Source organism: Bradyrhizobium sp. JYMT SZCCT0428 (genome assembly GCF_018131075.1).
GTDB lineage: Bacteria > Pseudomonadota > Alphaproteobacteria > Rhizobiales > Xanthobacteraceae > Bradyrhizobium.
On record NZ_JAFCLS010000002.1, the window covers coordinates 312,269 to 333,829 of the forward strand.

A 21,561-nucleotide genomic window follows, 5' to 3' on the forward strand; every position below is an offset into this window, starting at 1 on the left:
GGTCTCCGTGGCTTTTGGGTTCGCATCGCTGAAGGCAGTTGCTGCAACCGCTAGATGTTTTCGACGATGATCCTGTTCGGGCCGATGCGGCGCCACCGACCGGTCCGCGCGCGACCTCCGCCGCCATGGTGTGCCGAGGGCGAAGGCGCGCTGTTCGCCAGTCCCGGGGCATATCGTTGTGCCGCTGTAGCGATGGCCTGCCGTGCGATCGCAACCGGATTGCCGCCCGGCGCGGAAGCAGCATTCTTCACCGCTTCAGTTGCGAATCGCGCGAATTGCTTGGCCGCCTCGAATTCGCGATCTTCCTGACTCAGCCCTTCGAGCTCCAGCTCGAACAGGTTGCCGGCCATAGAGCCAAGCTTGCTGCCGATCGAGGCGCCGACCGGTCCTCCGAAGAAGGTACCAGCGACACCGCCTGCAATCGGCAACGCCTTCTTCAGAACGCCCTTCAACATGCCGCCGACGGCCCTGCCGGCCGAGGAGTTCGCGAACTGCTTGACCTTCTTGAAGACGCTGCCAAGGAATCGATCAAGCTCCTGCTCATCTCTGACCTCGAGCAATTCGGCCGCGAGCTCCAGCAGTTCGTCTTCCCCGACGACTTCACCGGCCGTCTCGCCGGACCATTCGAACTGCTCGGATTCGAACATTTCCATTTCCGGATTGTATTCGCTGAGCGGATTCTGCATTTCGTCCTCCCAAGGGGTTGGCCAAGCCAGGTGCATGGACGTCGGCGCAGCCTTTCGTGCAGGCGTCCTCGCGCATAACAACAGCAATGGGCGTGCCAAACGCAAAAGCTCTTAGTTTACAATGATTTTGATGACGGCGGCGCTTCCGACCGCGAAGCTTGCTTCGCCGATATCGGCTACTTGAGGCGCGGGGAAGAAGTTAGCTTCGCCGCACAAGCCCAAGCTGCCACACACATGGTGCACACGAACGCCGGAGTGCACACCACATTCACTTGATTCCGATCCCCCCACCGAGGATTTTCGTTGGAAACATCCGTCCACCAAATGCACATCCCACCGCGAGCCACCGATGAACCGCTCAGAACGGCTTTGAGGGAAATGATGAAATTGGATAATGCCGCCGGACCGATCCGGGACGTGCAGATAAATCGACTTTCGCTGCGCGCGCTAGACCTGCCCGTCATCGCAGAAGGCGTCGAAACTGCAAGTCACCTTGTCTTCCTCGCGAAAGAAGGATGCGCCGAAATCCAAGGCCACCTGATTGGGCGACCCCAGCCGATCGCGCATTGCAACGACGTGGCGGAAGGGCTCGGGTCTGCTCGGCGCCTGTCGTGATCGCAAGCTCGTCGGCAAATCATTCGAGACCGCTTTGACGTTGCCTGGCTCCGCTTCGCAAGTCGACTCCCGCGCACGTTGGTTGTCTCTAGATTTTCTTGGATCTCCCGGTGCACACGTCGTGCACACGCCGCCCTCTAACTGGTTGAAACAATTAAACTCTCGCTCCAGTCCATCATGAGGAAGTTTGAGCTAGATCCAACCAGCGAGAGCCAACGGGATCTAAGATCCACACCTCAACGACCGGTTTGCGCCAGAAGGCGGTCATTCCACACGCGCGTACAACGACCGGCAGGTCCGTCGCTCGCTAAACTTTCTCGCGCCGGTTCGTCGTAGCAGCCTTCCCAACCGCTCCCGGCGCAAAGCCCTGCAGGAACAATTCGACCGCCATATCGGCGAATTCCTGCGGGCCGATCGCGCCCTTGGGGTCGTACCAAGTGTAGGTGAAGTTGATGATGCCGAACAGGATCATCGTGTAGATCTTCCTGGTGCGCTTGACGATTCGACCCTCGGCGTCGAGCCTGACCAGAAGGTCGGTGACGACATCGACCAGCTGAAGTTCAAGATCCTTGATGGCCTGCTGCTCATCCTCGTTCAGGAACGAGAGGTCGTGAATCAGGACGCGCTGTTCATGCGGCGATTTGGCGTTGACCTCGACGATCGCACGAATGACATTTTGAAACTGTGTCAGCGTCGGGCCACCGGCCGCGACGGCCGTTTCGACATGCTGGATCATTTCCCGGATATGGGCGTCGAGGATCGCGAACAGGATCGCTTCCTTGGAGTCGAAATAATGATAGAGCGCGCCGCGCGACAGCTTGCAGGCGTCTGCGAGGTCGGCGATCGAGGCGCGCATGTAGCCCTGCGCCGAAAACAGCCGGGCGGCATTGGTCAATATGCCGAGATGGATGCCGTCGTAGTTCTCAGAGCGTGTTCGCGCCATCGGAGTTTGTCCGCTTCCATTCAGCTTTAGCTCGTATTCCCAAGGACATGCTTAGCTGATTCAGCCGCCCTTTTTCAGATCTCGATGCGTCGGCCCGCCGTCGGTCCTGCACGGACCTGCGGCCGATCGACCACATCGTCCTTATTGCAAAAAATTGTTTGAACGGCCAGTCGGATTATAATAGAATGATCTAAATCAAAGACAGCCCGGACCAACCGTGCAGCGCGCTTTGGGAGGTGAAATGACGGTTTTTAGGGCGGATGCTGTCGTGATCGGGGCCGGTGCCGGCGGGCTTTGCGCCGCGGCTCGCCTCTCCCATGCCGGGCTTCATACCATCGTCGTCGACGACAAGGACCGGCTCGGCGGACGCGCCTCGACCGAAGAGATCGACGGCTTTACGGTCAATATCGGGGCCATCGCGATCGAACTCGGCGGCGTGTTCGAGGAGACCTTCAACACCGTCGGCACGCCGCTCGATATCCGCACCCCCGAGCCCGCCAGTTCCTTCTTCATCGACGGCAAGCTTATCGATGTCGGCCGCGGCGGCTGGTCGCTGCTGCTCGGGCAGCTGACAAAACAGGCCTCCCGCATCCTGGAGAAATTCGCCGACGCCCGCTCCGGCAACCTGCCCGACGGGCGGCAATCGACCGAGGACTGGCTCAAAACCTACACCAGCAATGCCTCGGTGCATGCGATCTTCCGCAACCTGTGCGCCGCGATCTTCGCCTGCAACGCCAATGAACTGCCGGCGCGCGCCTTCCTGACCTATTTCACCAGCAAGGGCGCCTTCAAGCGTTTTGGCTTCTGCCCGCAAGGCACGATCGGCGTCTGGAATGCACTCGGAAACGCGATCAAACGCAATGGCGATATCTGGTTGTCGACGCCGGCGGTACAAATTCACACCACCGGGGGCCGCGTCGACGGAGTGACCGTTGTACGCGATGGCCAACGGGTGCGGATCGAGACCGATCTCGTCGTCAGCAATGCCGGTCCGAAGACCACCGTGGCGCTTGGCGGCGAAGCCGCCTTCCCGCCTGCCTATGTCGAGCAGGTGCGCAGCGGGCTCAAGCCCGCCGCCAACATCGTCATCAATATTGCCAGCCGCGAACCGCTGATCTCCCATCCCGGCATCGTGACCTTCGGCAAGACGCGGCGGCTGTGCAACATGGCCAACCTCACGGCAACCTGCCCCGAACTGGCACCTTCAGGCTGGCATCTCTATGTCGCCTATGCCGTGCCGATCCCGGCGCTCGGCGATTTCGACTCCGACGCCGAGGTCGAACTCACGCTGACCGATCTGCGCGAGCAGTTCCCGAATTTTGCCCAAGCCAAAATCCTGTCGATCCGCGTCATGCGCGACGACTGGCCGGCCCAGCGCAGCTGCGCTGGTTACGACCTGCCGCGAGAGACCGGCATCGATGGCCTGTGGTGCGTCGGCGACGCCGTCAAGCAATACGGCAATGGCGGCACGCAAGCCTGCGCCGAAACCGCGAAAATCGTCACCGACGCGATCCTGGCGCAGCGGCCGCGCGTGACGCAGCCGAGCCGGGCCTGACCGCGATGCCGACAACAATCCCGACGCAGGTGAGTATCAGCGGCGCGCAGGCCGCGCCTGATCCATCATGCCTGCTCGAATTCCGCAACATCCGCGTGGTCTATGACAATGCCATCGAAGCGATCCGCGACGTCAGCATTGCCGTGCCCGAAGGCGGCATCGTCGCCCTGCTCGGCTCCAACGGCGCCGGCAAGTCGACATTGCTGAAAGCGATGTCCGGCATTCTCTACACCGAGGAAGGCGTCATCGAGAACGGCTCGATCCGCTTCCGCAATGAGGAAATCCATCGCCTCGCCCCTGATGAGCTGGTTCGGCGCGGCATCGTGCAGGTGCCGGAAGGCCGCCGCGTGTTTCCGGCGCTGACCATCGACGAAAATCTGCAGATGGGCGGCTACACCAAGACCGCAGCGGAAGCGCGCGAGCGGCGCGAAAAGGTGTTCGCGCTGTTCCCGCGCCTGTTCGAACGGCGCGACCAGATCGCAGGCTACATGTCCGGCGGCGAGCAGCAGATGCTGGCGATCGGCCGTGCCCTGATGACCGACCCGGTGCTGCTGGCGCTCGACGAGCCGTCGCTGGGCCTCGCGCCCCTCATCATCGACCGCATCTATGAGGTAATCGCAAAGCTGCGCGACGAGATGAAGATGACGGTGCTGCTGGTCGAGCAGAACGCACAGCGCGCGCTCGATATCGCCGACTACGCCTATATCCTGGAAACCGGGCGCGTCGTGCTCGACGGCACCGCGCAGAAGCTGGCGTCGAACGAGGACGTGCAGGAGTTCTATCTCGGCGTCTCCAATTCGGGACGCAAGAGCCTGCGCGACGCCAAGCACTACAAGCGGCGCAAAAGGTGGCTGTCATGAGCGACCTGCTCAGCGTCGAACATCTCAGCAAGAGCTTTGGCGGCCTCAAAGCCGTTGCCGATGTCAGCCTCACCGTGACATCGGGCGAAATCTGCAGCGTAATCGGCCCGAACGGCGCCGGCAAGACCACCCTGTTCAACATGATCTCCGGCGTGCTGCGGCCAACCGGCGGCCGCATCCTGTTCGACGGCACCGATCTCGCGACCGTCTCGCCCTCGCGCTTTGCCGCAATCGGGATCGGACGGACCTTTCAGAATCTCGCGCTGTTCAAGCACGGCACCGTGGTCGAGAACATCCTGACCGGCCGCCACACCCATCTGCGTTCCAACGTGCTCGATGCCGTGATCTTCTTCGGCCGCACCCGCCGCGAGGAAATCGAGGCCCGCGAGCGCGTCGAGCACATCGTTGAATTTCTCGAGATCGAACACATCCGCGACGCGGTCGTCGGCACGCTGTCCTACGGCCAGCAGAAGCGCGTCGAACTGGCGCGGGCATTGGCCTGCGAGCCGAAACTGCTGCTGCTCGATGAAATGGTATCGGGCATGAACCAGGAAGAGACCGAGGACATCGCCCGATTCGTGCTCGATATCCGCGACCAGCTTAGCATCACCGTGTTGATGATCGAGCACGAGATGCGGATCGTGATGGACATCTCCGACCGCGTCCATGTGCTGAATTTCGGCCGCAAGATCGCCGAAGGCACACCCGCCGAAGTGCGGCGCGATCCGGCCGTCACGGAAGCCTATCTCGGCGGCCACCGCTCGGAACCGCTTGCGAAGGTGGGTGCCTGATGTCCACCCTCGACACGATGCGAACAGCGCACCCGGCTGTGCAGGCGGGTTCGGCCAAGAACACGTCCGCCCCCGACACCACGTCGTTGCGGTCCACGCTGCAGAATGCCGCGATCACCATTCCGCAGCTACTTCGAATGCGGGCTGAACTGCATGGCGACAAGCTTGCACTGCGCGAGAAGGATTTTGGCATCTGGAACCGTTATTCCTGGAACCATTATTACGAGACCGCGCGTTCCGTCGCGCTCGGCCTGCTGTCGCTCGGGTTAAAACCCGGCGACCGCGTCGCCATCGCGGGCGAGGATACGCCGGAATGGTTTTACGCTGATCTCGGCACCCAGATGATCGGCGCTATTGCGGTCGGCATCTATCCGACCAATCCGTGGGTCGAGCTGCAGTATATCGTCCGGCATTCAGGCGCGCGCGTGATCATATCAGGCGACCAGGAGCAGACCGACAAGGTTCTGGACGCCATCGCCAACAATGACGGCCTGCCAGCACTGGAGGCCATCGTCTGCGTCGACATGAAGGGCCTGCGGCATTACGGCCACTCGCAACTGATGTCGTTCGAAAAGCTCTGCGAACTCGGCAAGCGTTACGCGCACCAAAACCCCGACGCCAATGGCAGGCTCGACCGGCTGATCGCGCGGGCCTCGCCCGACGATGTCTGCATCCTCGTCTACACCTCAGGCACCACAGGTCCGCCCAAGGGCGCCATGCTGACGCATCGCAACCTGGTCTATGCCTCGTATATCTATGCCGAGGCGGTCGGGATATCAGACAAGCCGTTCGAATCGGTGTGTTATCTGCCGCTCTGCCATGTAGCTGAGCGCTGCTACTCCGAGGTGATGCAGCTCGTGCTGGGCGGCACCGTCAGCTTTGCGGAATCGGTCGATACCGTCGCACTCAACATCCGCGAGATCGCGCCGACCTTTTTCGTCGGCGTCCCCCGCATCTACGAGAAGCTGCAGCAGAATTTCCTGTTCAGACTCGGCGAGAGCGGCCGGCTGCGACGGGGATTCGCGAAGGCCTGTTTCGCATGGGGCCGCAAATTGTCGGACCGGCGGCAGAACGGCAGCGACACCTGGCTCGACCAGATCGCTTACGGACTGCTCTACATTTTCCTGTTTCGCAACATCCAGCGCCATATCGGGCTCGCGCGCAGCCGTCACCGTCTCTGCGCCGGCGCCTCGATTTCGCCGGAGACGCTGCGCTTCTTCGATATCGTCGGCCGCCCGGTGTCGCAAGGCTACGGGCTGACCGAAAGCGGCGGCGTTGCCTTCATCCAGACCGATAGCCATCATCGCCTCGGTGGCTGTGGCCTGCCGCTCGTTCATACCGATTGGAAGCTGGATAGCGACGGCGAAATCCTGCTGAAGAACCCCGGCGTCTTCAAAGGCTATTTTCTCGACGAAAAGGCATCGACGGCCACGCTCGAACCGGGTGGCTGGCTGCGCACCGGCGACATAGTCGAAATCATGGACAATGGCGAGATCACCGTCGTTGACCGCAAGAAAGCGATCATCATCACCGCCGGCGGCAAGAACATCGCTCCCTCCGAGATCGAGAACGCGCTGAAGGATTCAGAGTTCATCAAAGAAGCGATCGTGGTTGGCGAGGCCAGGAAATATCTCGGCGCCATCATCCAGGTCGATTTCGACAATGTCGGTCGCTGGGCGCGCGACAAGGCCCTGCCGTACACCAATTACAAATCACTGTCGCAACTCCCCGAAGTGCAAGACCTTGTCGAGCGCATCGTGGGCGAGACCAACAAGCGCTTTGCCCGCGTCGAGAACATCCGCCGCTTTGCGATCCTCGAAAAGGAACTCGACCACGACGACGGCGAACTGACCGCCACACAAAAAGTTCGACGCGCCATGATCGAGAAGAAGTTCGCGCGCGAACTCGCCATCATCTACCAGGCGGAGGTCTGATGCAGTATTTCATGCAGCTGCTGATATCCGGCCTTGCCATCGGCGCCATCTACGGCCTGATCGCGATGGGCTTTGCGGTGATCTACAAATCCACGGGCCTGGTCAACTTCGCGCAGGGCGAAATGACCATGATCACGGCCTACATCGCCTGGACTATCTCGACCACGGTGAGCGGCAACGTCTTCGTGGTGGCGCTCGGCGCGATCCTCGCCGCCGTCGTGCTCGGTCTGATCATCGAGCGCGTCGTGATGCGGCCGATGCTGGGCGAGCCGGTGTTCGCCACCGTGATGGTGACCATCGGCCTTGCCGTGATCCTGCGCTCGTCGATCAACTTCATCTGGGATGCCTATCCGCACGGCCTCGATGTCGGCTTCGGCCGCAGCATCGTTCGGATCGGCCCGATCGGCGTTCGCACCGGCCAAATTGCCGTCATCGTCACCCTTCTTGTGCTGCTCGCCGTGATCTGGGCGTTCTTCCGCTACAGCAAGATCGGCGTCGCGATGCGTGCCGTCGCCGCCGATGACCGTACCGCGCTGCTGATGGGCATCAGCGCCACCAGGGTCCATGCGCTGGCCTGGGCCGCTTCATCCGTGATCGCGGGAATCGGCGGCGTGTTCTTCGCGCTGTCCTATGACCTGTCGCCGGCGATGTTCCAGCTCGGGCTGAAAGCGTTTCCGGCCACCATCCTCGGCGGCCTCGACGCCGTGCTCGGATCCGGCCTTGGCGGGCTCCTGATCGGCATCACCGAGAATCTCGCCGGCGGCTACATCGGCTCCGGCATGAAGGAGGTCGCGGGTTTTGCCATGATCATCGTGGTGCTGATGGTCCGCCCGTTCGGCATCTTCGGCGAACGCGACATCGAGAGGGTTTAGGAAGATGCGCACCGGTGATTTCAAGCAGACGTACGGCGAACTCGTCACCCTCGTCGATTCGCCGCCGGTCTGGCTGTGGTCGGCACTGCTCGTCGCAGGCCTGATCGTCGCGCCCTTTGTGCTGAACTCCTACGTGCTGTCGTTCCTGATAATCATCCTGATCACGGTCGTCGGCGCGCTCGGCCTCAACATCCTGACCGGCTACACCGGCCTGATTTCGCTCGGCCATGTCGGCTTCCTCGTCACCGGTGCCTACGCCTATGCGATCCTGGTTTCCAAATACCAGATGCATCCGCTGGTCGGCTTCCTTGGCGCAGGCTTAGTGCCGGCGCTCGCCAGCCTGATCGTCGGCGCGCCGTCGCTGCGGTTGAAGGGACTTTACCTCGCGATCACGACGCTGGCGTTCTCCTTCATCATCAACACCGTGATCCTGGAAGCACGCTGGTTGACCAACGGCGCCCGCGGCATTTCGGTGCAACGGCCGGAAATCTTCGGCATCAGCTTCGACAGCGATGCCGCCTTCACCTACCTCTGCCTCGGCTTTGCAGTCCTCACCCTGTTTGCCACCCTCAATATCCGCCGCAGCCGGGTCGGCCGCGCCTTTGTCGCGATCCGCGACAACGACACCGCCGCACGGGTCATGGGCATCAATCTGCACGCCTACAAGCTGTTCGCCTTCGTCACCTCGGCTTTCATCACCGGCCTCGCCGGCGCGCTGTACGGCATCTATCTCTCCTTCGTCAGCGTCGAGGGTTTTCCGTTCCTGCTCTCGATCGAGGCGCTGGCGATCCTGATCGTCGGCGGGCTGGGCTCGGCGCTCGGCGCCGTGCTCGGCACCATCCTGATCGTGCTGCTGCCGGAAGCGACCCGGCTCGTCTTCAGCCTGTTCAGCGCGCAGATCGATGCTGTCTTCACGACCGGCGCTCAGGAGCTGAAAAGCATGCTCTACGGCCTCGTCATCATCCTGTTCCTCCGCTTCCAGCCGCGCGGTCTGGTCGGCGCCTGGCACGACCTCAGGCGGATGTGGGTGAACTGGCCGCTGCGTTACTAATCAAAAGAAATCGAACAGGAGGAGGAAACAATGATCAAATATCTGGCGACCGCGTCGCTGTTGCTCGCAGGCGCATATCTCTCGACCACCCCGGCACTAGCCGCAGACCCCGGCATCACCGACACCGAGATCGTGATCGGCGATGTCGAACCGCTGACCGGCCCGCCGGCGCTGCTCGGGGTAGCCGCCTCGATCGGCCACAAGATCGCGATCGCGGAAGCCAATGCCGCCGGCGGCATCAACGGCCGCAAGATCAAATATGTGCTGGAAGACGACGGCTATGTCACTGCGCGCACCATCCAGGGCGTCAAGAAGGTGACCGACGTCGACAAGGCGTTTGCCCTGCTCGGCATCTCAGGCTCCGGTCAATCCATCGCCGTGATGCCGCTGCTGGAGAAAGCCGGTATTCCCACCGTGATCGACGTCGCACCGGTCAAATTCCTCTGGGAACCGCCGCGCAAGAACGTGTTCGTGGTCGGGCAATCCTATGAGGAAGGCATCATCCACCTCGTCAATTATCTCGCCGAGAAGAATCCCGGCAAGAAATGGGGCCTGATCACCCAGGACGATGATTACGGCATCACCGTGCGCGACGGCTTCGATACCGTGGTCAAGGCCAGGAAGCTCAACGTGGTCTACAGTGGCAACTACAAGAAGGGCCAGCAGGACTTCTCCTCCGACATGCTGCAACTGAAGGAATCTGGCGCTGAAGTGTTTCTGGCCGGCGGCATCATCGGCGAGAACATCGCAATGATGAAGGAGCTGGAGAAGCTCAGCATCAAGCCGGTGGTCGGCATCTTCTGGCCCGGACGGGTCGAGCCAGTGCTGAAGCTGATGGGCCCGGCCGGCGACGGCATCTACGCGGTCGATTATGTCGAGCCGTTCGCTGGTGCAGCCGGCAAGGCCTTCCTCGAGAAGGCCAAGGGACTGCTGCCGGAAGCCGAGATGAAAGGCATCAACCGCTATTCCATGACCGGCTATGCCGCCGCCAAGGTCTTGATTGCCGCGATCGAGCGCTGCGGCAAGCAACCGACCTGGGCCTGCACCATCGCCGAACTGGAGAAGACCAAAAACGTCGAGACCGGCATCATGGCGCCGATCAGTTTTGGAGCCGGCGTGCGGTTCTCGAACCAGAAGCTGCAGATCATGCAGTCGGAGTTCTCGACGCTGAGCTTCAAGCCGGTGAATTGAGCACACGATGACCCCTGGCCGGCACTCGTCGTGCCGGTCAGGGCTCACATCCTTTTCGCAACTTCCTCCAGCATGACCTCGGTGGCGCCGCCGCCGATGGTCAGCACGCGGGCATCGCGCACCATCCGCTCGATCGGAGTGCCGCGCATGAAGCCGGTGCCGCCGTGCAGCTGCAGGCAGCCATGCACGACCTCGTGCAACACTTCCGGCGACAGCGCCTTCACCATCGACACTTCGCGCGGGCACGGCTTGCCGGCCTCCACAAGCTCCGCCGCATGATAGGCCAGCGCCCGCGCGGCGGCGGCCTTGGTCGCGAGCGATGCGAGCTTGAGCCGGACTGCCTGCTGGTTCCACAACGGGCCGCCGAACGCCTGCCGGTTCTTCACATAATTGGTCGTGAGCTCGATCGCCTTGGCGGACTCGCCGGCGCAGATGCCGCCGATGCAGATCCGCTCGTTCTCGAAGGTCTCCATGATGCCGTAGAAGCCGCGGTTCTCCTCGCCGAGCAGATTTCCCGCGGGGATCCGGACATCCCGGAAGCCGATCTCGGCGGTGTCCGAGCAAAGCCAGCCGTGCTTGTCGAGTTTTGTCACGGAGATGCCGGGCGTCGTCCGCTCGACGATGAACAGCGAGATGCCGCGGCTACCCTTGGCGGCGGGATCGGTGCGCGCGGCGACGATCAGGATATCGCCATAGACCGCATTGGTGATGAACATTTTCGAGCCGTTGATCACCCAGGAATCACCGTCGCGGCGGGCCCGCGTCTTCAGGCCGGCGACGTCGGAGCCCGCATCGGGCTCGGTCACCGCGATCGAGCAGATCGTCTCGCCGCGGATGATCGCGGGAAGGTACTTCTGCTTCTGCTCGGGAGTACCGCGCAGGGTGATGTGGACCGCCGACATGTCGGTATGAACCAGCACCGATGAAGTGAAACCGCCGAAGGTCGAACGTCCGAGTTCTTCCGCCCACACCATCGACGCCAGCGGCCCCATATCGGTGCCTCCATACTCAGCCGCATGGCGTATGCCGAGAAACCCGAGCGCCCCCATGCGGCGATAGATCTCGCGCGGGATTTTTCCCTCGCGCTCCCACGCCTCGCCATGCGGCACGACTTCCTTCTCGACAAAGCGGCGAACCTGCTCGCGCAGCATCCGCAATTCCTCCGACAGTTGCGGCTGCTCCGAGAAATGGAACTCGCTGTCGGCGTGACTGCGGGGATCGGCGGGCCTGACGTTCATGATGATGCCCTCTCGTCCTTGATGTGAAGGTGCCGGTTCAGAAATCCGGCGATCGATGCAATGGCCTGATGCGCTTCGGGAAGCTCGAACATCTGGAAGACATGGATCATGCCGTCCCAGACCTCCAGACTAACATCGACGCCGGCGGAGCGCGCTATGTCGGCAAACATCACGGAATCGTCCAGCACGGTTTCGCGGTCGCCTACCTGGATCAATAGTGGCGGCAAGCCCGTTAGATCGGCATACAGCGGTGATGCCAGGGGGTCGCGGGGATCGCCCTGCCCGCCCAGATAATTCTTCGCCAATGCCAGGATCATCGGCCGCTGATGGATCGGGTCAGCTTCCGCCCGGCTGACATAACTCGCGCCGGTCGCCGCCAGATCGGTCCATGGCGACATCAGCACCGCCGCTACCGGCAGCGGAAGCCCGCGTTCGCGCAAGGCCAGCATGGCTGACAGCACGAGATTGCCGCCGGCGGAATCCCCCGCAAGGGCGACGTTATCCGGTTTCAGGCCGCGATCGAGCATCCACGCGTAGGCCGCCAACGCATCATCCAGCGCAGCAGGGAAACGATGTTCCGGCGCGAGGCGATAGTCGATGGCGAGCACACGGCAACCGCTGGCGACTGCGATCTGCGCAATCAGGTCGCGGTGCGAGGCGACCGAACCGAGGCGAAAGCCGCCGCCGTGAAAATAGAGGATGGCCTGATCCTCTGGCGCATCGGCCGGCGATATCCATTCGCCATCGACGCCTCCGGCGGAGATCCGTACGCACGTAACGGGTGCGGTACTGCCCCCGAAGGCCGCATCCCAATCGCTACGCATCTGGGCCACTGACGTATCGCGATTCCAGCTGCGATAGACCGCCCGGATGCGCGCGATCGCAAGATCGATCGGCGCCGTTGCGATGTCGCCGCCTGCGCGCGCCATATCAGCCGCCCAATCCCATGCCGCCGGATACGCCGATGGTTTCTCCGGTGACATAAGCCGCCTGATCGGACGCCAGGAACAAGACGGCGGCGGCGATTTCTTCGGGTTCGCCGAGCCGCCGCAACAGGGTGGCGTCGGTCATGGCACGCAAAATCCTGTCGCCGCCGTTCGCTACGGCGGCTTCCAGCATCGGCGTGCGGATCGGTCCCGGTGCGATCGAATTGGCGGTGATCCCGAAGCGCGCGTTCTCGCGGGCAATGCTCTTGGTGAAGGCGATTACACCAGCCTTGGCGGCGGAATAGACTGCGCCGCCCTTCGAGCCGAGCCGCGCGGCTTCCGAGGTGATGTTGATGATACGCCCGAAACCGGCCGCCTGCATCGCCGGCAGCGCGGCGTGGGTGCATGCAAAGGCCGAGACCAGATTGACCGCGAGCAGTTTTGTCCAATCTTCCGGCGTGGTGTCGGTGAAGAACGCATGCTGGTCGACGCCGGCATTGTTGACGACGATATCGAACGGACCGTACTGCGCCATGGTCACCTGCACCATGGCGGTGTCGCCGACATCGAGGCGGACCGCAGTCGCATCAACTTGCCCCGCAAGATCGGATGCTCTGGCGATATCGAGGTCGACGATCACGACATGCGCACCGGCCTCAGCAAAACTTCGCACGATCGCCGCACCAATGCCCTGCGCACCGCCGGAAACGAAGGCGCGACGGCCGTCGAGCCGCCCGAAAGGCCGGGTGCTGGCGACAGGCACCGGCTAGCGTCCTGTAAAGTTCGGTTTGCGCCGCTCTATGACGGCGGCGAGCCCCTCCCGCGCGTCGGCCATCCCTGAGAGTTCGGACACGGTGCGCGCCTCTTCCGAAAGGCACTGCTCAATGCTGAGCGCTGTGCCGGCCCAGACCAACCGCTTGGTCGCGGCCAGCGCCTTTGGCGCGCCCTCAGCCAATTCCCGTGCCATGGCCATCGACGCCTCGGCCAGTTCAGCATCCGGAACGACCTTGGTGACGATGCCCATGGAGAGCGCTTCGGGCGCCGATATCACCGGATTTGTGAGCAGGATCGACATGGCGCGGCGCAAGCCGACCAGCCGCGACAGCGTAACGGAGACACCGGCATCAGGCGCCATTGCAACGCGGGTCGCACCCGCGAGGAATTTGGCGGATTCGCCAGCGATGACGATATCGGAGGCGCAGACGAGACCGAAGCCACCGCCACCTGCCGCAAAGCCCTGCACCGAGGTAATCACCGGCGCTTCCAGCCGCAGCAAGCCCGTCACGACGTTCTGCAGATAGGCGGTGGCCTGCCTGATATAGTCGGGCAGCTTCTCACCCTTCGACGCAAACGCTCTGATGTCGCCGCCCGCGCAAAAATTCGTCCCCTCGCCGCTCAGCAGCAGCACGCGCAGGTCCGGCGCGCCGTGGCACACCATGACGGCGTCGCACAGCGCGCTGAGAAGCTCGGCGCTCATACCGTTGGCCGCATCGGGACGATTGAGGCGGAGTCGGGCGATGCCGTCGGCGATGTCGAGCAGAACGGGTCCTTTATCGATCATGGCAAGCTACCGCCTTCGGCTAGATCAGGAACGAGAGCGTGAACAGCGCTTTCTCGTTGTTGACCAGGATCACCTTCTTGTACGCCATTTTCAGCTCGCCATCGACATAGCGAAGCCGGTATTCGTTGCGCGCGGCCCAGACCGTGTCGTCGCGCAGGCTGGATTCAAACACCATGCTGTTGCTGGCGACCGAGATATCGCCGCCCGGCTGCTGGTCCAGCAGTTCGATGTTAGACACCAGCCGCCGCAGCCGCGATTGCGGCGTCTGGGTGTGGCGCTTGCCGGTGAGCAACTGCTTGATGCGCAGCGAAATCCGCGAGCGGTTGTCGTAAATGATCGACATTTCCTTCTCGGGATCGATGTCGTCGCCATTGGCCGGCACCCAATAGACGCCGTCATCGGTCCACAGCGCTTCCCAGGCTTCATACGCGTGCTCGTCCTGCAGCCGAGCCTCCTTGTAGATGAAGGCCGTTACGGCTGATATCAGCGTAGCGCTGCTTTCGCGCGACAGCATCACACCGCCTCCATCAGGCTGCGATAGTGCCGCCAGATCCCGCGCGACGGGATTTCGTCGGTGACGTGGCCGACCTTGAAGCCGAATTCGTCCTGGCGCTCGCGCTTCTCGCCGCGGCCGAGGAAAATCCATTCGGGATTGCGCGCCAGCACGCCGCGATGGCAGCGCTCGTACATTTCGGAATCGTCCGCCAGCAGCAAACCGGCCGGGCCGACCGAGCCCATGGTCTGCTGGCGCAAACGCCGGTTCATGTCGGGCGCGCCCTTGAACTGCAGCGCCGTGACATGCTGCACGCTGTCGTCGACCGCGAGCGGCTGGATTACGAACATCTGGATTTCGGCGATGAACAGGTTCGGGAAGATCATCACATGCGGCGCGCCGTCGATCATGATCTCGCGCGCCTTCTGGTCGCCATGGGCGGCCTTCATCCGCGCCGTATAATCCGGCAGCCGCTCTTCCGTGGTGCCGAACCAGCTCATCGGCGCGTCACGCTTGCGGAATTCGGGTCGCAGGTCGATTTCGGTATGGCCGTTGCCATAGTCACGCGTTACCGCGGTCGACGCGCCACCATAGAGCTTGCCGATCGCGCTGTCGGCGACACCGAAGATCGAGGAATGCACGAACGCCGGGTGATAACCATCGCATTCGTTTTCCAGGATGAATTTCCAGTTGGCCTTGACGCGATGCTTGAGGAACCCGGCCGTCACCTCGACCTCGCCTTCCGGCGAGAAGCGAACCAGCCGGTCGATGGTCTCTGCCGCACCGCCGAGATGCTCTTCCAGTGTCGGGCCTTCGGCTGCGAAAGAGCCAAAGACAAAACCGCGATAGGATTGCACCCGAGTCACGCGGCCGAGCGCAAGCTTTGATTTATCCTGGCCTTCATACCCGTCCGGGAAGGCGTAGCCGACCAGCCGGCCGTCATTGGCAAAGGTCCAGGAATGGAACGGGCATGTGAAAGAGCGCGCATTGCCCTTGTCGTAGGAACAGACCTGGTTGCCACGATGCGAACACCGATTGAGCAAGAGATTGACCTTGCCCTGCTCATCGCGGGTCATGATCACCGATTGCGGGCCGATCGACTTGACGACGTAGTCGTTGGCGTTCGGCACCTCGCTCTCGTGTCCGACATAGACCCAGGTGCGGTACCAGATGTTCTGCAGCTCGGCCTCGAAGATCGCGGGATCGCTGTAGAGCGAGCCGTGCACCCTGTCGGAGCGGATCAATTCGCCCCACTGTGACGCGTGCGGCACCACGTTCATCGCTGCATCTCCCACCGGCTGGCCCGGGCTCTCTTGCGGAGACCTGCGGCTTGCGCTAAAAATAATCCGACTGACCGTTTAACGAATAGCACCGGCGCTTGGCGGTTTCAAGCGAATTTTCCCCTTCAGCCCGCCAAACAGCAGATTTGCAAGGAGGATCATCGGGATGGAAGAAGTCAGCCCTGCCGGTCTCGCACGCGCGCTTTACGCCGCGCTTGCCACCGGCGACCGCGAGGAGCTCGACGCATTGCTGCACCCGGAGTTCACCGGCCGCACCGCCGAGGGCATGCCGTTCGGCATCGGCGGCGATCATGACGGGCCCGCGGCGATGCGGCGCAACGCCTGGGGCGCGATCGCGCGGCACTTCGAGGCGCGCGCCGAGCCGGAACAGTTTCTCGACCTCGCCGATGGCCGCCTCCTGGTGACCGGCCGTTATCGCGGCCGCGGCAAGCAAGGCGACGCCACGCTCGATGCCGCCTTTGCGCATCTGATCGCGGTCGACCAGGGGCGCATCAAATCGCTCGAGCAATTCACCGACACCGCGCGCTGGCACGATGCCGCCGGACTGTTGCAAACGGTGTTGCTCGACTTCGAAGGCGGCGTTGCCACATTACGCTTGAACCGTCCAGAAATGGGCAATGCGATCGACGAGCGCATGGCCGCTGATCTTGCGGAGGCCACGACGCAAATTGCCGAACGCCCTGATGTCCGCGCGGTCCTGATCGCGGGCAACGGGCCGAACTTTACGGTCGGCGGCGATCTTGGGCTTTTTGCCGGCACAGCACGTGAGCAATTGCCGAACCGGCTACGCCGCATGATCGACAGCTATCATCTCGCGATCGAGCGGCTGACCAGCATCAACGCACCTGTCGTCGCCGCGGTGCGCGGTGGCGCAGGCGGCGGCGGGTTGGGCCTGATGTATGTCGCCGACATCGTCGTCGCGGCCGAGGATGCGCGGTTCGCGCTGGGTTATGGCGCGCTCGGCCTCACCGCCGACGGCGGCAACACCTGGTTCCTGCCGCGCATGGTCGGGACGCGGCGCGCGCAGGAGCTGTTCCTGCTCAACCGCCGCCTCACCGCGCAAGAAGCCCTCGCCTTCGGTTTGGTGACGCGCCTAACGCCGGACCATCAGGTGGACAGCGAAGCCGCCTCCCTTGCCACGAAACTCGCCGCCGGCCCGACGCGCGCCTTCGGCGCCGTCCGCCGGATGCTGCGCCAGTCGTTCGAGACGGGACTGTCCGATCAGCTCGACGCTGAAATGGATTCGATCGTCATCGCCAGCAACACCGACGACGCACAGGAAGGAATCTCCGCCTTCGTCGCCAAGCGACAGCCGAATTTTCGCGGCAATTGAACCAAACTCATTTTTCGCGGCGGTCGTTCAGGCCTCTCAGCTAAGCCTCCATAACCGGCCATCTCGCGAACGACCGCTTCGCGCCAATAGCGGCCATTCGTTCGAGTTGTATTAGCGATCCGGCAGCCGAGCAAATCGAGCTCTAGTCCTCATCGAATCCGCCCATCCCCGGCGGTCGCTTGCGCGTCAAAAAAAACCGGACGTTCCCTGAAATCAGGTTTCGGCCCCTATCTAGATGCCTGGCCGCATTCTGAATGGCTGATTTCCCCTCGCCTCTTTACCGCAAAGTGCTAGAATTTAGATATGTCCTGAATGACCGAATGACACCGCGCGAGCTCATCGCTTTCGTCGGCGCCTCGGCTTCAGTTCGCCGAAACGAGAAAAAGAGCGCAGCTCTGCCATCGGCACAAGGGAGGACATCATGCTCGACAAGGCCCCGGACGGAAAAATATCTGATCTGCTCAACGCGCTCGACAAAGCGCTGTCCGCTGGCGAGGTGGAACGCGCCGTCGATCTCTTTCAGACTGACTGCTACTGGCGCGACCTCGTTACCTTCACCTGGAACATCAAGACAATGGAGGGTAAGGAACAGGTTCGCGACATGCTCAAGGCGCGGCTTTCCGATACGAAGCCGTCGAGCTGGAAAATTGCGGACGGAGAGGACGCTTCCGAAACAGATGGAATAATCGAGAGCTGGATACAATTCGAAACGGAGGTCGCGCGTGGCTTTGGCCACATGCGCCTGAAGGACGGCCGGATCTGGACGTTGCTGACGACCATGAGCGAACTCAAGGGACACGAAGAGGCAGTGGGCTTCGACCGTCCGATGGGGGCAAAACACGGCGCCGAACGCAATCGAAAAACGTGGAAGGAAGAACGCGAGGCCGAAGCTGCCGAACTCGGATATTCGCGTCAGCCCTATTGCGTCATTGTTGGTGGCGGTCAGGGCGGCATCGCACTCGGAGCCCGGCTGCGCCAGCTCAATGTGCCCACAATCATTGTCGAAAAGAACGAACGACCTGGCGACAGCTGGCGCAAACGCTACAAGTCACTCTGCCTGCATGATCCTGTTTGGTATGATCATCTGCCCTATCTGCCGTTTCCCCGGAACTGGCCGGTCTTCTCACCGAAGGACAAGATCGGGGACTGGCTCGAAATGTATACAAAGGTGATGGAGCTCAATTACTGGGGCGCCACCGAATGCAAGAAGGCATCCTACGACGACAAGAGCCGCGAGTGGACCGTCATCGTCCAGCGCGACGGCAAGGAAATCGTCCTCAAGCCAAAACAGCTCGTACTGGCGACGGGAATGTCAGCCAAGCCCAACACGCCGAAATTCGAAGGCATGGGGATTTTCAAGGGCGATCAGCACCATTCGTCGCAGCATCCGGGACCGGACAAATACAAGAACAAGAAAGCCGTGGTGATCGGCTCGAACAATTCCGCCCACGATATTTGTGCCGCGCTTTGGGAAGCCGGAGCGGACGTTACCATGGTTCAGCGCTCGACGACCCACGTCGTGAAGTCGGACTCGCTGATGGAGCTCGGATTGGCCTCGCTTTACTCCGAACAGGCGGTCCAGTCTGGAATGACGACGGCCAAGGCCGACCTGATCTTTGCGTCATTGCCTTACAAGATTCTGCACGAGTTCCAGATCCCGGTTTATAACGCGATCAGGGAACGCGATGCCGATTACTACAAACGTCTCGAGAAGGCAGGCTTCCTGCTCGATTATGGTGACGACGATTCCGGTTTGTTCATGAAATACCTGCGGCGTGGATCCGGATACTACATCGACGTCGGCGCTTCGGAATTGGTAGCCAATGGCAACATCAAGCTGAAGAGCGGCGTCGATGTCAAAAAGCTCACGGAACATTCCGTCATCTTGACCGACGGGACCGAGCTGCCGGCTGATCTCGTCGTTTACGCCACCGGCTACGGTTCGATGAACGGCTTCGCCGCGGACCTGATCTCCAGGGAAGTCGCCGACAGGGTAGGTAAGGTCTGGGGACTAGGCTCGAATACGACCAAAGACCCCGGCCCATGGGAAGGCGAGCAGCGAAATATGTGGAAGCCCACGCAGCAGGAGGGGCTTTGGTTCCATGGCGGTAACCTGCACCAGTCACGTCACTACTCCCAGTTTCTGTCCCTCCAGTTGAAGGCACGAATGGAAGGCATTCCCACACCGGTTTACGGCCTCCAGAAGGCCCACCATCTGAGCTGATTGCTATTCGATTGCTTTGAGCAGGTCTGGAGACGGCACCTATAGGCCGGCTCGGCTGGACTGCTCATGTCCGACCATCATACGAGCATTCTCTCCATCATACGGCCATTCTTTGAACAAGACTGAACGCAGTGTCGGCGGCTGGTCGGCCCGACGAATAGTCGACCTCAACCTTGGGATGACGTTGGACGGAAAAGGGAAGCGCCAATGAACTCCACACCTACTTCGAAGGCAAATGCCTCCCCCGATGCCTCGGTCCCGCGCACCGATGAACGACTCGCGCACGCCTACGGACAGATCACACGCGCGGGTGAAGAGCTTGCGCGTGTGAGTGAACAGGTTGCAAAAATGGAGCACGATGCCGAGCGCCCACCTTCGGCCGGACCTCCTTCGGCCGGACCTCGCCCGCAATCACCGCCTGGAAAGCCGGCGCGCCGGGCGCTCGTCGGCTTGGTGCTGGCGGCGTGCATCGTTGTCGCTGCCCTGGTTTTGCAGTCCTCCTATGGAGCCGGGGCCAAGCTGGTCGTCGCCCGTTGGGCCCCCCAGCTCGTTTCAACATTGTCGTCGGAGAATCCGCCGGTACTCGCCCTGCAGGCGCCATCTACCGTTCAAGTGGCCGCGGCGGAGGCAGCACCACCGCAAGCATCGCCCTTGCCCCAGCCCGCACCGCAAGACGCCGCGCCGACAACCACTGCAGCGCTTCCTGATCACACAGAGTTGCTGCAAACGATGGCGCGCGATCTCGCGACTCTCGAGCGAAACTTCGAACAGCTCAAGGCGAACCAGCAACAAATAGTCCGCGACAGTTCAAAGGCCATTGAGGAGCTCAAGGCGAACCAGGAAGAGATAAAACGCGTACTAGCAAGGGTTTCCGAGCAGAACCCGCCCAAGACGTTACCACCTCCGGCGCAGCCGACTCCGACCTTGCGCAAGCCCGAGCGTACGCTGCAGTCGCCGCACGTAAGGGCGCGGCCTCGACCCCCAAGAGAGTGGATCTACGACGAGGACTGGTAACCTTCGATGCAACGTCCATCAAAGTCTTGTGCTGAAACAGCGCTTCGATCCGATACAGCGCGGTATGCGTCGCGCGATGTCGTCGTCGTTTGTAGCCACCGATCGATTCGCGTTTGACGTACGGCACCGACATCTGCATTTGGCCGAATGACCGCTTCGCGCCAAAAGCCGCCAGTTGAGTTTTGGAGGCCGCCGCCAACCAGCGACCGCCCCTCCATCGAGAAGCGGCGGGCGGCGCTGGACGCTCTGTCCGGGCGAGCGGAACGAGTGGAAGGCGCCCCCCCCCCCCGCAATTTCGAATAAATCCCTGTCATGTGTTAGCTGCCGGAACGAGGGCCGGGGTGGAAGGATTCGTCCCGTGCAGGAGGGATCTCGATGCTGATGGCGAAGGAACGGTCGCCCGCGATCTGGACGCTGCGCGGCTGGGCGACCTTGGTGCTGTGGGAAGCTCACGCGACCCGCGAATGCGAGCACGGCTGGATGCGGGACCGCCAGATCCGCCGCCCGGCGTCCCTCCGGATCAGGCAGTTGCGGAAATTCGGGATGTCCTGAACTCGATCGGCGATAGTTGCCCCGAGCGCCCGCCGGATTGCGGCTAGGCCGCCTGGCCGGCGCGCCTTTCGGGAGCGCCGCCCGCGTACGCGGGCGAGCTCTCGCCAGGCCTTGGAAGCTTCATGGTCGTTTCGGCCTCGCGTTGGGGATCGTAGTCGTCCATCGAACGGAAACGTGGTCGCAGATCGTAAACGATCAGCTGAAGAGAGCTGCGTAGGATTCCGGTGAACGATTGAGGGTTAGAGGACCGACTGCAGCCAGGTCGCGAAGGCCTGGATGGTCTTCTCGCGCGGATGATCCGTCGTTCGAACCACATAGAACCGATATCCCGGCAAGCACAAATTGAAAGGTCTCACGAGCGTCCGCGCCGCGAGTTCGCGCGCCACGAGGACGTCGCTGAAGATGCCGATGCCCTGACCGG

At 62.1% G+C, this 21,561-nt stretch carries 20 protein-coding genes and 1 pseudogene; 12 read left to right on the top strand and 9 right to left on the bottom strand.

Annotated elements, in window-relative coordinates:
* Positions 1-50: 50 nt before the first annotated feature.
* Complete coding sequence (locus tag JQ575_RS03295) at positions 51-686, bottom strand: hypothetical protein (protein ID WP_212031849.1); 636 nt, start codon at positions 684-686, stop codon at positions 51-53.
* Positions 687-1,067: 381 nt separating this feature from the next.
* On the opposite strand from JQ575_RS03295, the gene JQ575_RS03300 reads away from it, so the two are divergent.
* A complete protein-coding gene (locus tag JQ575_RS03300; protein ID WP_249166397.1) occupies positions 1,068-1,301 on the top strand; it encodes a hypothetical protein in 234 nt (77 codons plus the stop codon).
* 307 nt (positions 1,302-1,608) lie between these two features.
* Here the strand turns inward: JQ575_RS03300 and JQ575_RS03305 are convergent, their stop codons facing one another.
* A complete protein-coding gene (locus JQ575_RS03305; protein ID WP_212031850.1) occupies positions 1,609-2,244 on the bottom strand; it encodes a TetR/AcrR family transcriptional regulator in 636 nt (211 codons plus the stop codon).
* Positions 2,245-2,485: 241 nt separating this feature from the next.
* Between JQ575_RS03305 and JQ575_RS03310 the strand changes: the two genes are divergently transcribed.
* Genes JQ575_RS03310 through JQ575_RS03340 form a run of 7 tightly spaced genes read left to right on the top strand, consistent with a single transcriptional unit; the run spans position 2,486 to position 10,498 of the window.
* Complete coding sequence (locus JQ575_RS03310) at positions 2,486-3,799, top strand: NAD(P)/FAD-dependent oxidoreductase (RefSeq protein WP_212031851.1); 1,314 nt, start codon at positions 2,486-2,488, stop codon at positions 3,797-3,799.
* Positions 3,800-3,804: 5 nt separating this feature from the next.
* The gene (locus JQ575_RS03315) at positions 3,805-4,659 is read left to right on the top strand and encodes an ABC transporter ATP-binding protein (RefSeq protein ID WP_249166398.1); all 855 of its coding nucleotides are present in this window, start codon (positions 3,805-3,807) and stop codon (positions 4,657-4,659) included.
* Positions 4,656-5,450: an ABC transporter ATP-binding protein gene (locus JQ575_RS03320; protein WP_212031852.1), complete on the top strand. Its 795-nt coding sequence runs from the start codon at positions 4,656-4,658 to the stop codon at positions 5,448-5,450. The genes JQ575_RS03315 and JQ575_RS03320 overlap by 4 nt, the downstream gene beginning before the upstream one ends.
* Positions 5,450-7,384 (top strand): long-chain fatty acid--CoA ligase, encoded by a 1,935-nt coding sequence (locus JQ575_RS03325; protein WP_212031853.1) that lies wholly within the window; start codon positions 5,450-5,452, stop codon positions 7,382-7,384. Before JQ575_RS03320 ends, JQ575_RS03325 begins: the two co-directional genes overlap by 1 nt.
* Positions 7,384-8,256, top strand: a complete 873-nt coding sequence (locus JQ575_RS03330) for a branched-chain amino acid ABC transporter permease (RefSeq protein ID WP_212031854.1) — start codon at positions 7,384-7,386, stop codon at positions 8,254-8,256. The genes JQ575_RS03325 and JQ575_RS03330 overlap by 1 nt, the downstream gene beginning before the upstream one ends.
* A gap of 4 nt (positions 8,257-8,260) precedes the next feature.
* Entirely contained in the window at positions 8,261-9,307 is a 1,047-nt protein-coding gene (locus tag JQ575_RS03335) for a branched-chain amino acid ABC transporter permease (protein WP_212031855.1), read from the top strand.
* A gap of 30 nt (positions 9,308-9,337) precedes the next feature.
* Positions 9,338-10,498 (top strand): ABC transporter substrate-binding protein, encoded by a 1,161-nt coding sequence (locus tag JQ575_RS03340; protein WP_212031856.1) that lies wholly within the window; start codon positions 9,338-9,340, stop codon positions 10,496-10,498.
* Positions 10,499-10,542: 44 nt separating this feature from the next.
* Here JQ575_RS03340 and JQ575_RS03345 read toward each other — a convergent pair whose 3' ends face one another.
* The 6 genes from JQ575_RS03345 to JQ575_RS03370 are packed head-to-tail and all read right to left on the bottom strand — an operon-like array spanning position 10,543 to position 15,996.
* Positions 10,543-11,736 carry an acyl-CoA dehydrogenase family protein gene (locus JQ575_RS03345; protein ID WP_212031857.1) on the bottom strand — a complete coding sequence of 398 codons (1,194 nt, stop codon included), beginning with the start codon at positions 11,734-11,736 and terminating at the stop codon, positions 10,543-10,545.
* A complete protein-coding gene (locus tag JQ575_RS03350; RefSeq protein WP_212031858.1) occupies positions 11,733-12,665 on the bottom strand; it encodes an alpha/beta hydrolase in 933 nt (310 codons plus the stop codon). The genes JQ575_RS03345 and JQ575_RS03350 overlap by 4 nt, the downstream gene beginning before the upstream one ends.
* A 1-nt stretch (position 12,666) precedes the next feature.
* The gene (locus JQ575_RS03355; protein ID WP_212031859.1) at positions 12,667-13,425 is read right to left on the bottom strand and encodes an SDR family oxidoreductase; all 759 of its coding nucleotides are present in this window, start codon (positions 13,423-13,425) and stop codon (positions 12,667-12,669) included.
* Between the two features lie 3 nt (positions 13,426-13,428).
* Entirely contained in the window at positions 13,429-14,223 is a 795-nt protein-coding gene (locus JQ575_RS03360) for an enoyl-CoA hydratase/isomerase family protein (protein WP_212031860.1), read from the bottom strand.
* 19 nt (positions 14,224-14,242) lie between these two features.
* Entirely contained in the window at positions 14,243-14,737 is a 495-nt protein-coding gene (locus tag JQ575_RS03365; RefSeq protein ID WP_212031861.1) for an aromatic-ring-hydroxylating dioxygenase subunit beta, read from the bottom strand.
* Positions 14,737-15,996, bottom strand: coding sequence for a Rieske 2Fe-2S domain-containing protein (locus JQ575_RS03370; RefSeq protein WP_212031862.1), 1,260 nt, complete (start codon positions 15,994-15,996; stop codon positions 14,737-14,739). Before JQ575_RS03370 ends, JQ575_RS03365 begins: the two co-directional genes overlap by 1 nt.
* A 166-nt stretch (positions 15,997-16,162) precedes the next feature.
* Between JQ575_RS03370 and JQ575_RS03375 the strand changes: the two genes are divergently transcribed.
* The 4 genes and pseudogenes from JQ575_RS03375 (at position 16,163) to JQ575_RS03390 (ending at position 21,187) form a co-directional block, all read left to right on the top strand.
* Positions 16,163-17,350 (top strand): enoyl-CoA hydratase-related protein, encoded by a 1,188-nt coding sequence (locus JQ575_RS03375; protein WP_212031863.1) that lies wholly within the window; start codon positions 16,163-16,165, stop codon positions 17,348-17,350.
* 421 nt (positions 17,351-17,771) lie between these two features.
* Positions 17,772-19,574 (top strand): NAD(P)/FAD-dependent oxidoreductase, encoded by a 1,803-nt coding sequence (locus JQ575_RS03380; RefSeq protein WP_212031864.1) that lies wholly within the window; start codon positions 17,772-17,774, stop codon positions 19,572-19,574.
* Between the two features lie 207 nt (positions 19,575-19,781).
* Entirely contained in the window at positions 19,782-20,588 is an 807-nt protein-coding gene (locus tag JQ575_RS03385) for a hypothetical protein (RefSeq protein ID WP_212031865.1), read from the top strand.
* 375 nt (positions 20,589-20,963) lie between these two features.
* Positions 20,964-21,187: pseudogene (locus JQ575_RS03390) on the top strand (hypothetical protein).
* 192 nt (positions 21,188-21,379) lie between these two features.
* Here the strand turns inward: JQ575_RS03390 and JQ575_RS03395 are convergent.
* A partial coding sequence (locus JQ575_RS03395; RefSeq protein ID WP_249166399.1) for a LysR substrate-binding domain-containing protein occupies positions 21,380-21,561 on the bottom strand: 182 nt, incomplete at its 5' end.

Bases quoted from the DNA above. Each gene is read 5' to 3' on its own strand.
- JQ575_RS03295 (WP_212031849.1), bottom strand. From the start codon at position 686: ATGCAGAATCCGCTCAGCGAATACAATCCGGAAATGGAAATGTTCGAA.
- JQ575_RS03300 (WP_249166397.1), top strand. From the start codon at position 1,068: ATGAAATTGGATAATGCCGCCGGACCGATCCGGGACGTGCAGATAAAT.
- JQ575_RS03305 (WP_212031850.1), bottom strand. From the start codon at position 2,244: ATGGCGCGAACACGCTCTGAGAACTACGACGGCATCCATCTCGGCATA.
- JQ575_RS03310 (WP_212031851.1), top strand. From the start codon at position 2,486: ATGACGGTTTTTAGGGCGGATGCTGTCGTGATCGGGGCCGGTGCCGGC.
- JQ575_RS03315 (WP_249166398.1), top strand. From the start codon at position 3,805: ATGCCGACAACAATCCCGACGCAGGTGAGTATCAGCGGCGCGCAGGCC.
- JQ575_RS03320 (WP_212031852.1), top strand. From the start codon at position 4,656: ATGAGCGACCTGCTCAGCGTCGAACATCTCAGCAAGAGCTTTGGCGGC.
- JQ575_RS03325 (WP_212031853.1), top strand. From the start codon at position 5,450: ATGTCCACCCTCGACACGATGCGAACAGCGCACCCGGCTGTGCAGGCG.
- JQ575_RS03330 (WP_212031854.1), top strand. From the start codon at position 7,384: ATGCAGTATTTCATGCAGCTGCTGATATCCGGCCTTGCCATCGGCGCC.
- JQ575_RS03335 (WP_212031855.1), top strand. From the start codon at position 8,261: ATGCGCACCGGTGATTTCAAGCAGACGTACGGCGAACTCGTCACCCTC.
- JQ575_RS03340 (WP_212031856.1), top strand. From the start codon at position 9,338: ATGATCAAATATCTGGCGACCGCGTCGCTGTTGCTCGCAGGCGCATAT.
- JQ575_RS03345 (WP_212031857.1), bottom strand. From the start codon at position 11,736: ATGAACGTCAGGCCCGCCGATCCCCGCAGTCACGCCGACAGCGAGTTC.
- JQ575_RS03350 (WP_212031858.1), bottom strand. From the start codon at position 12,665: ATGGCGCGCGCAGGCGGCGACATCGCAACGGCGCCGATCGATCTTGCG.
- JQ575_RS03360 (WP_212031860.1), bottom strand. From the start codon at position 14,223: ATGATCGATAAAGGACCCGTTCTGCTCGACATCGCCGACGGCATCGCC.
- JQ575_RS03365 (WP_212031861.1), bottom strand. From the start codon at position 14,737: ATGCTGTCGCGCGAAAGCAGCGCTACGCTGATATCAGCCGTAACGGCC.
- JQ575_RS03370 (WP_212031862.1), bottom strand. From the start codon at position 15,996: ATGAACGTGGTGCCGCACGCGTCACAGTGGGGCGAATTGATCCGCTCC.
- JQ575_RS03375 (WP_212031863.1), top strand. From the start codon at position 16,163: ATGGAAGAAGTCAGCCCTGCCGGTCTCGCACGCGCGCTTTACGCCGCG.
- JQ575_RS03380 (WP_212031864.1), top strand. From the start codon at position 17,772: ATGCTCGACAAGGCCCCGGACGGAAAAATATCTGATCTGCTCAACGCG.
- JQ575_RS03385 (WP_212031865.1), top strand. From the start codon at position 19,782: ATGAACTCCACACCTACTTCGAAGGCAAATGCCTCCCCCGATGCCTCG.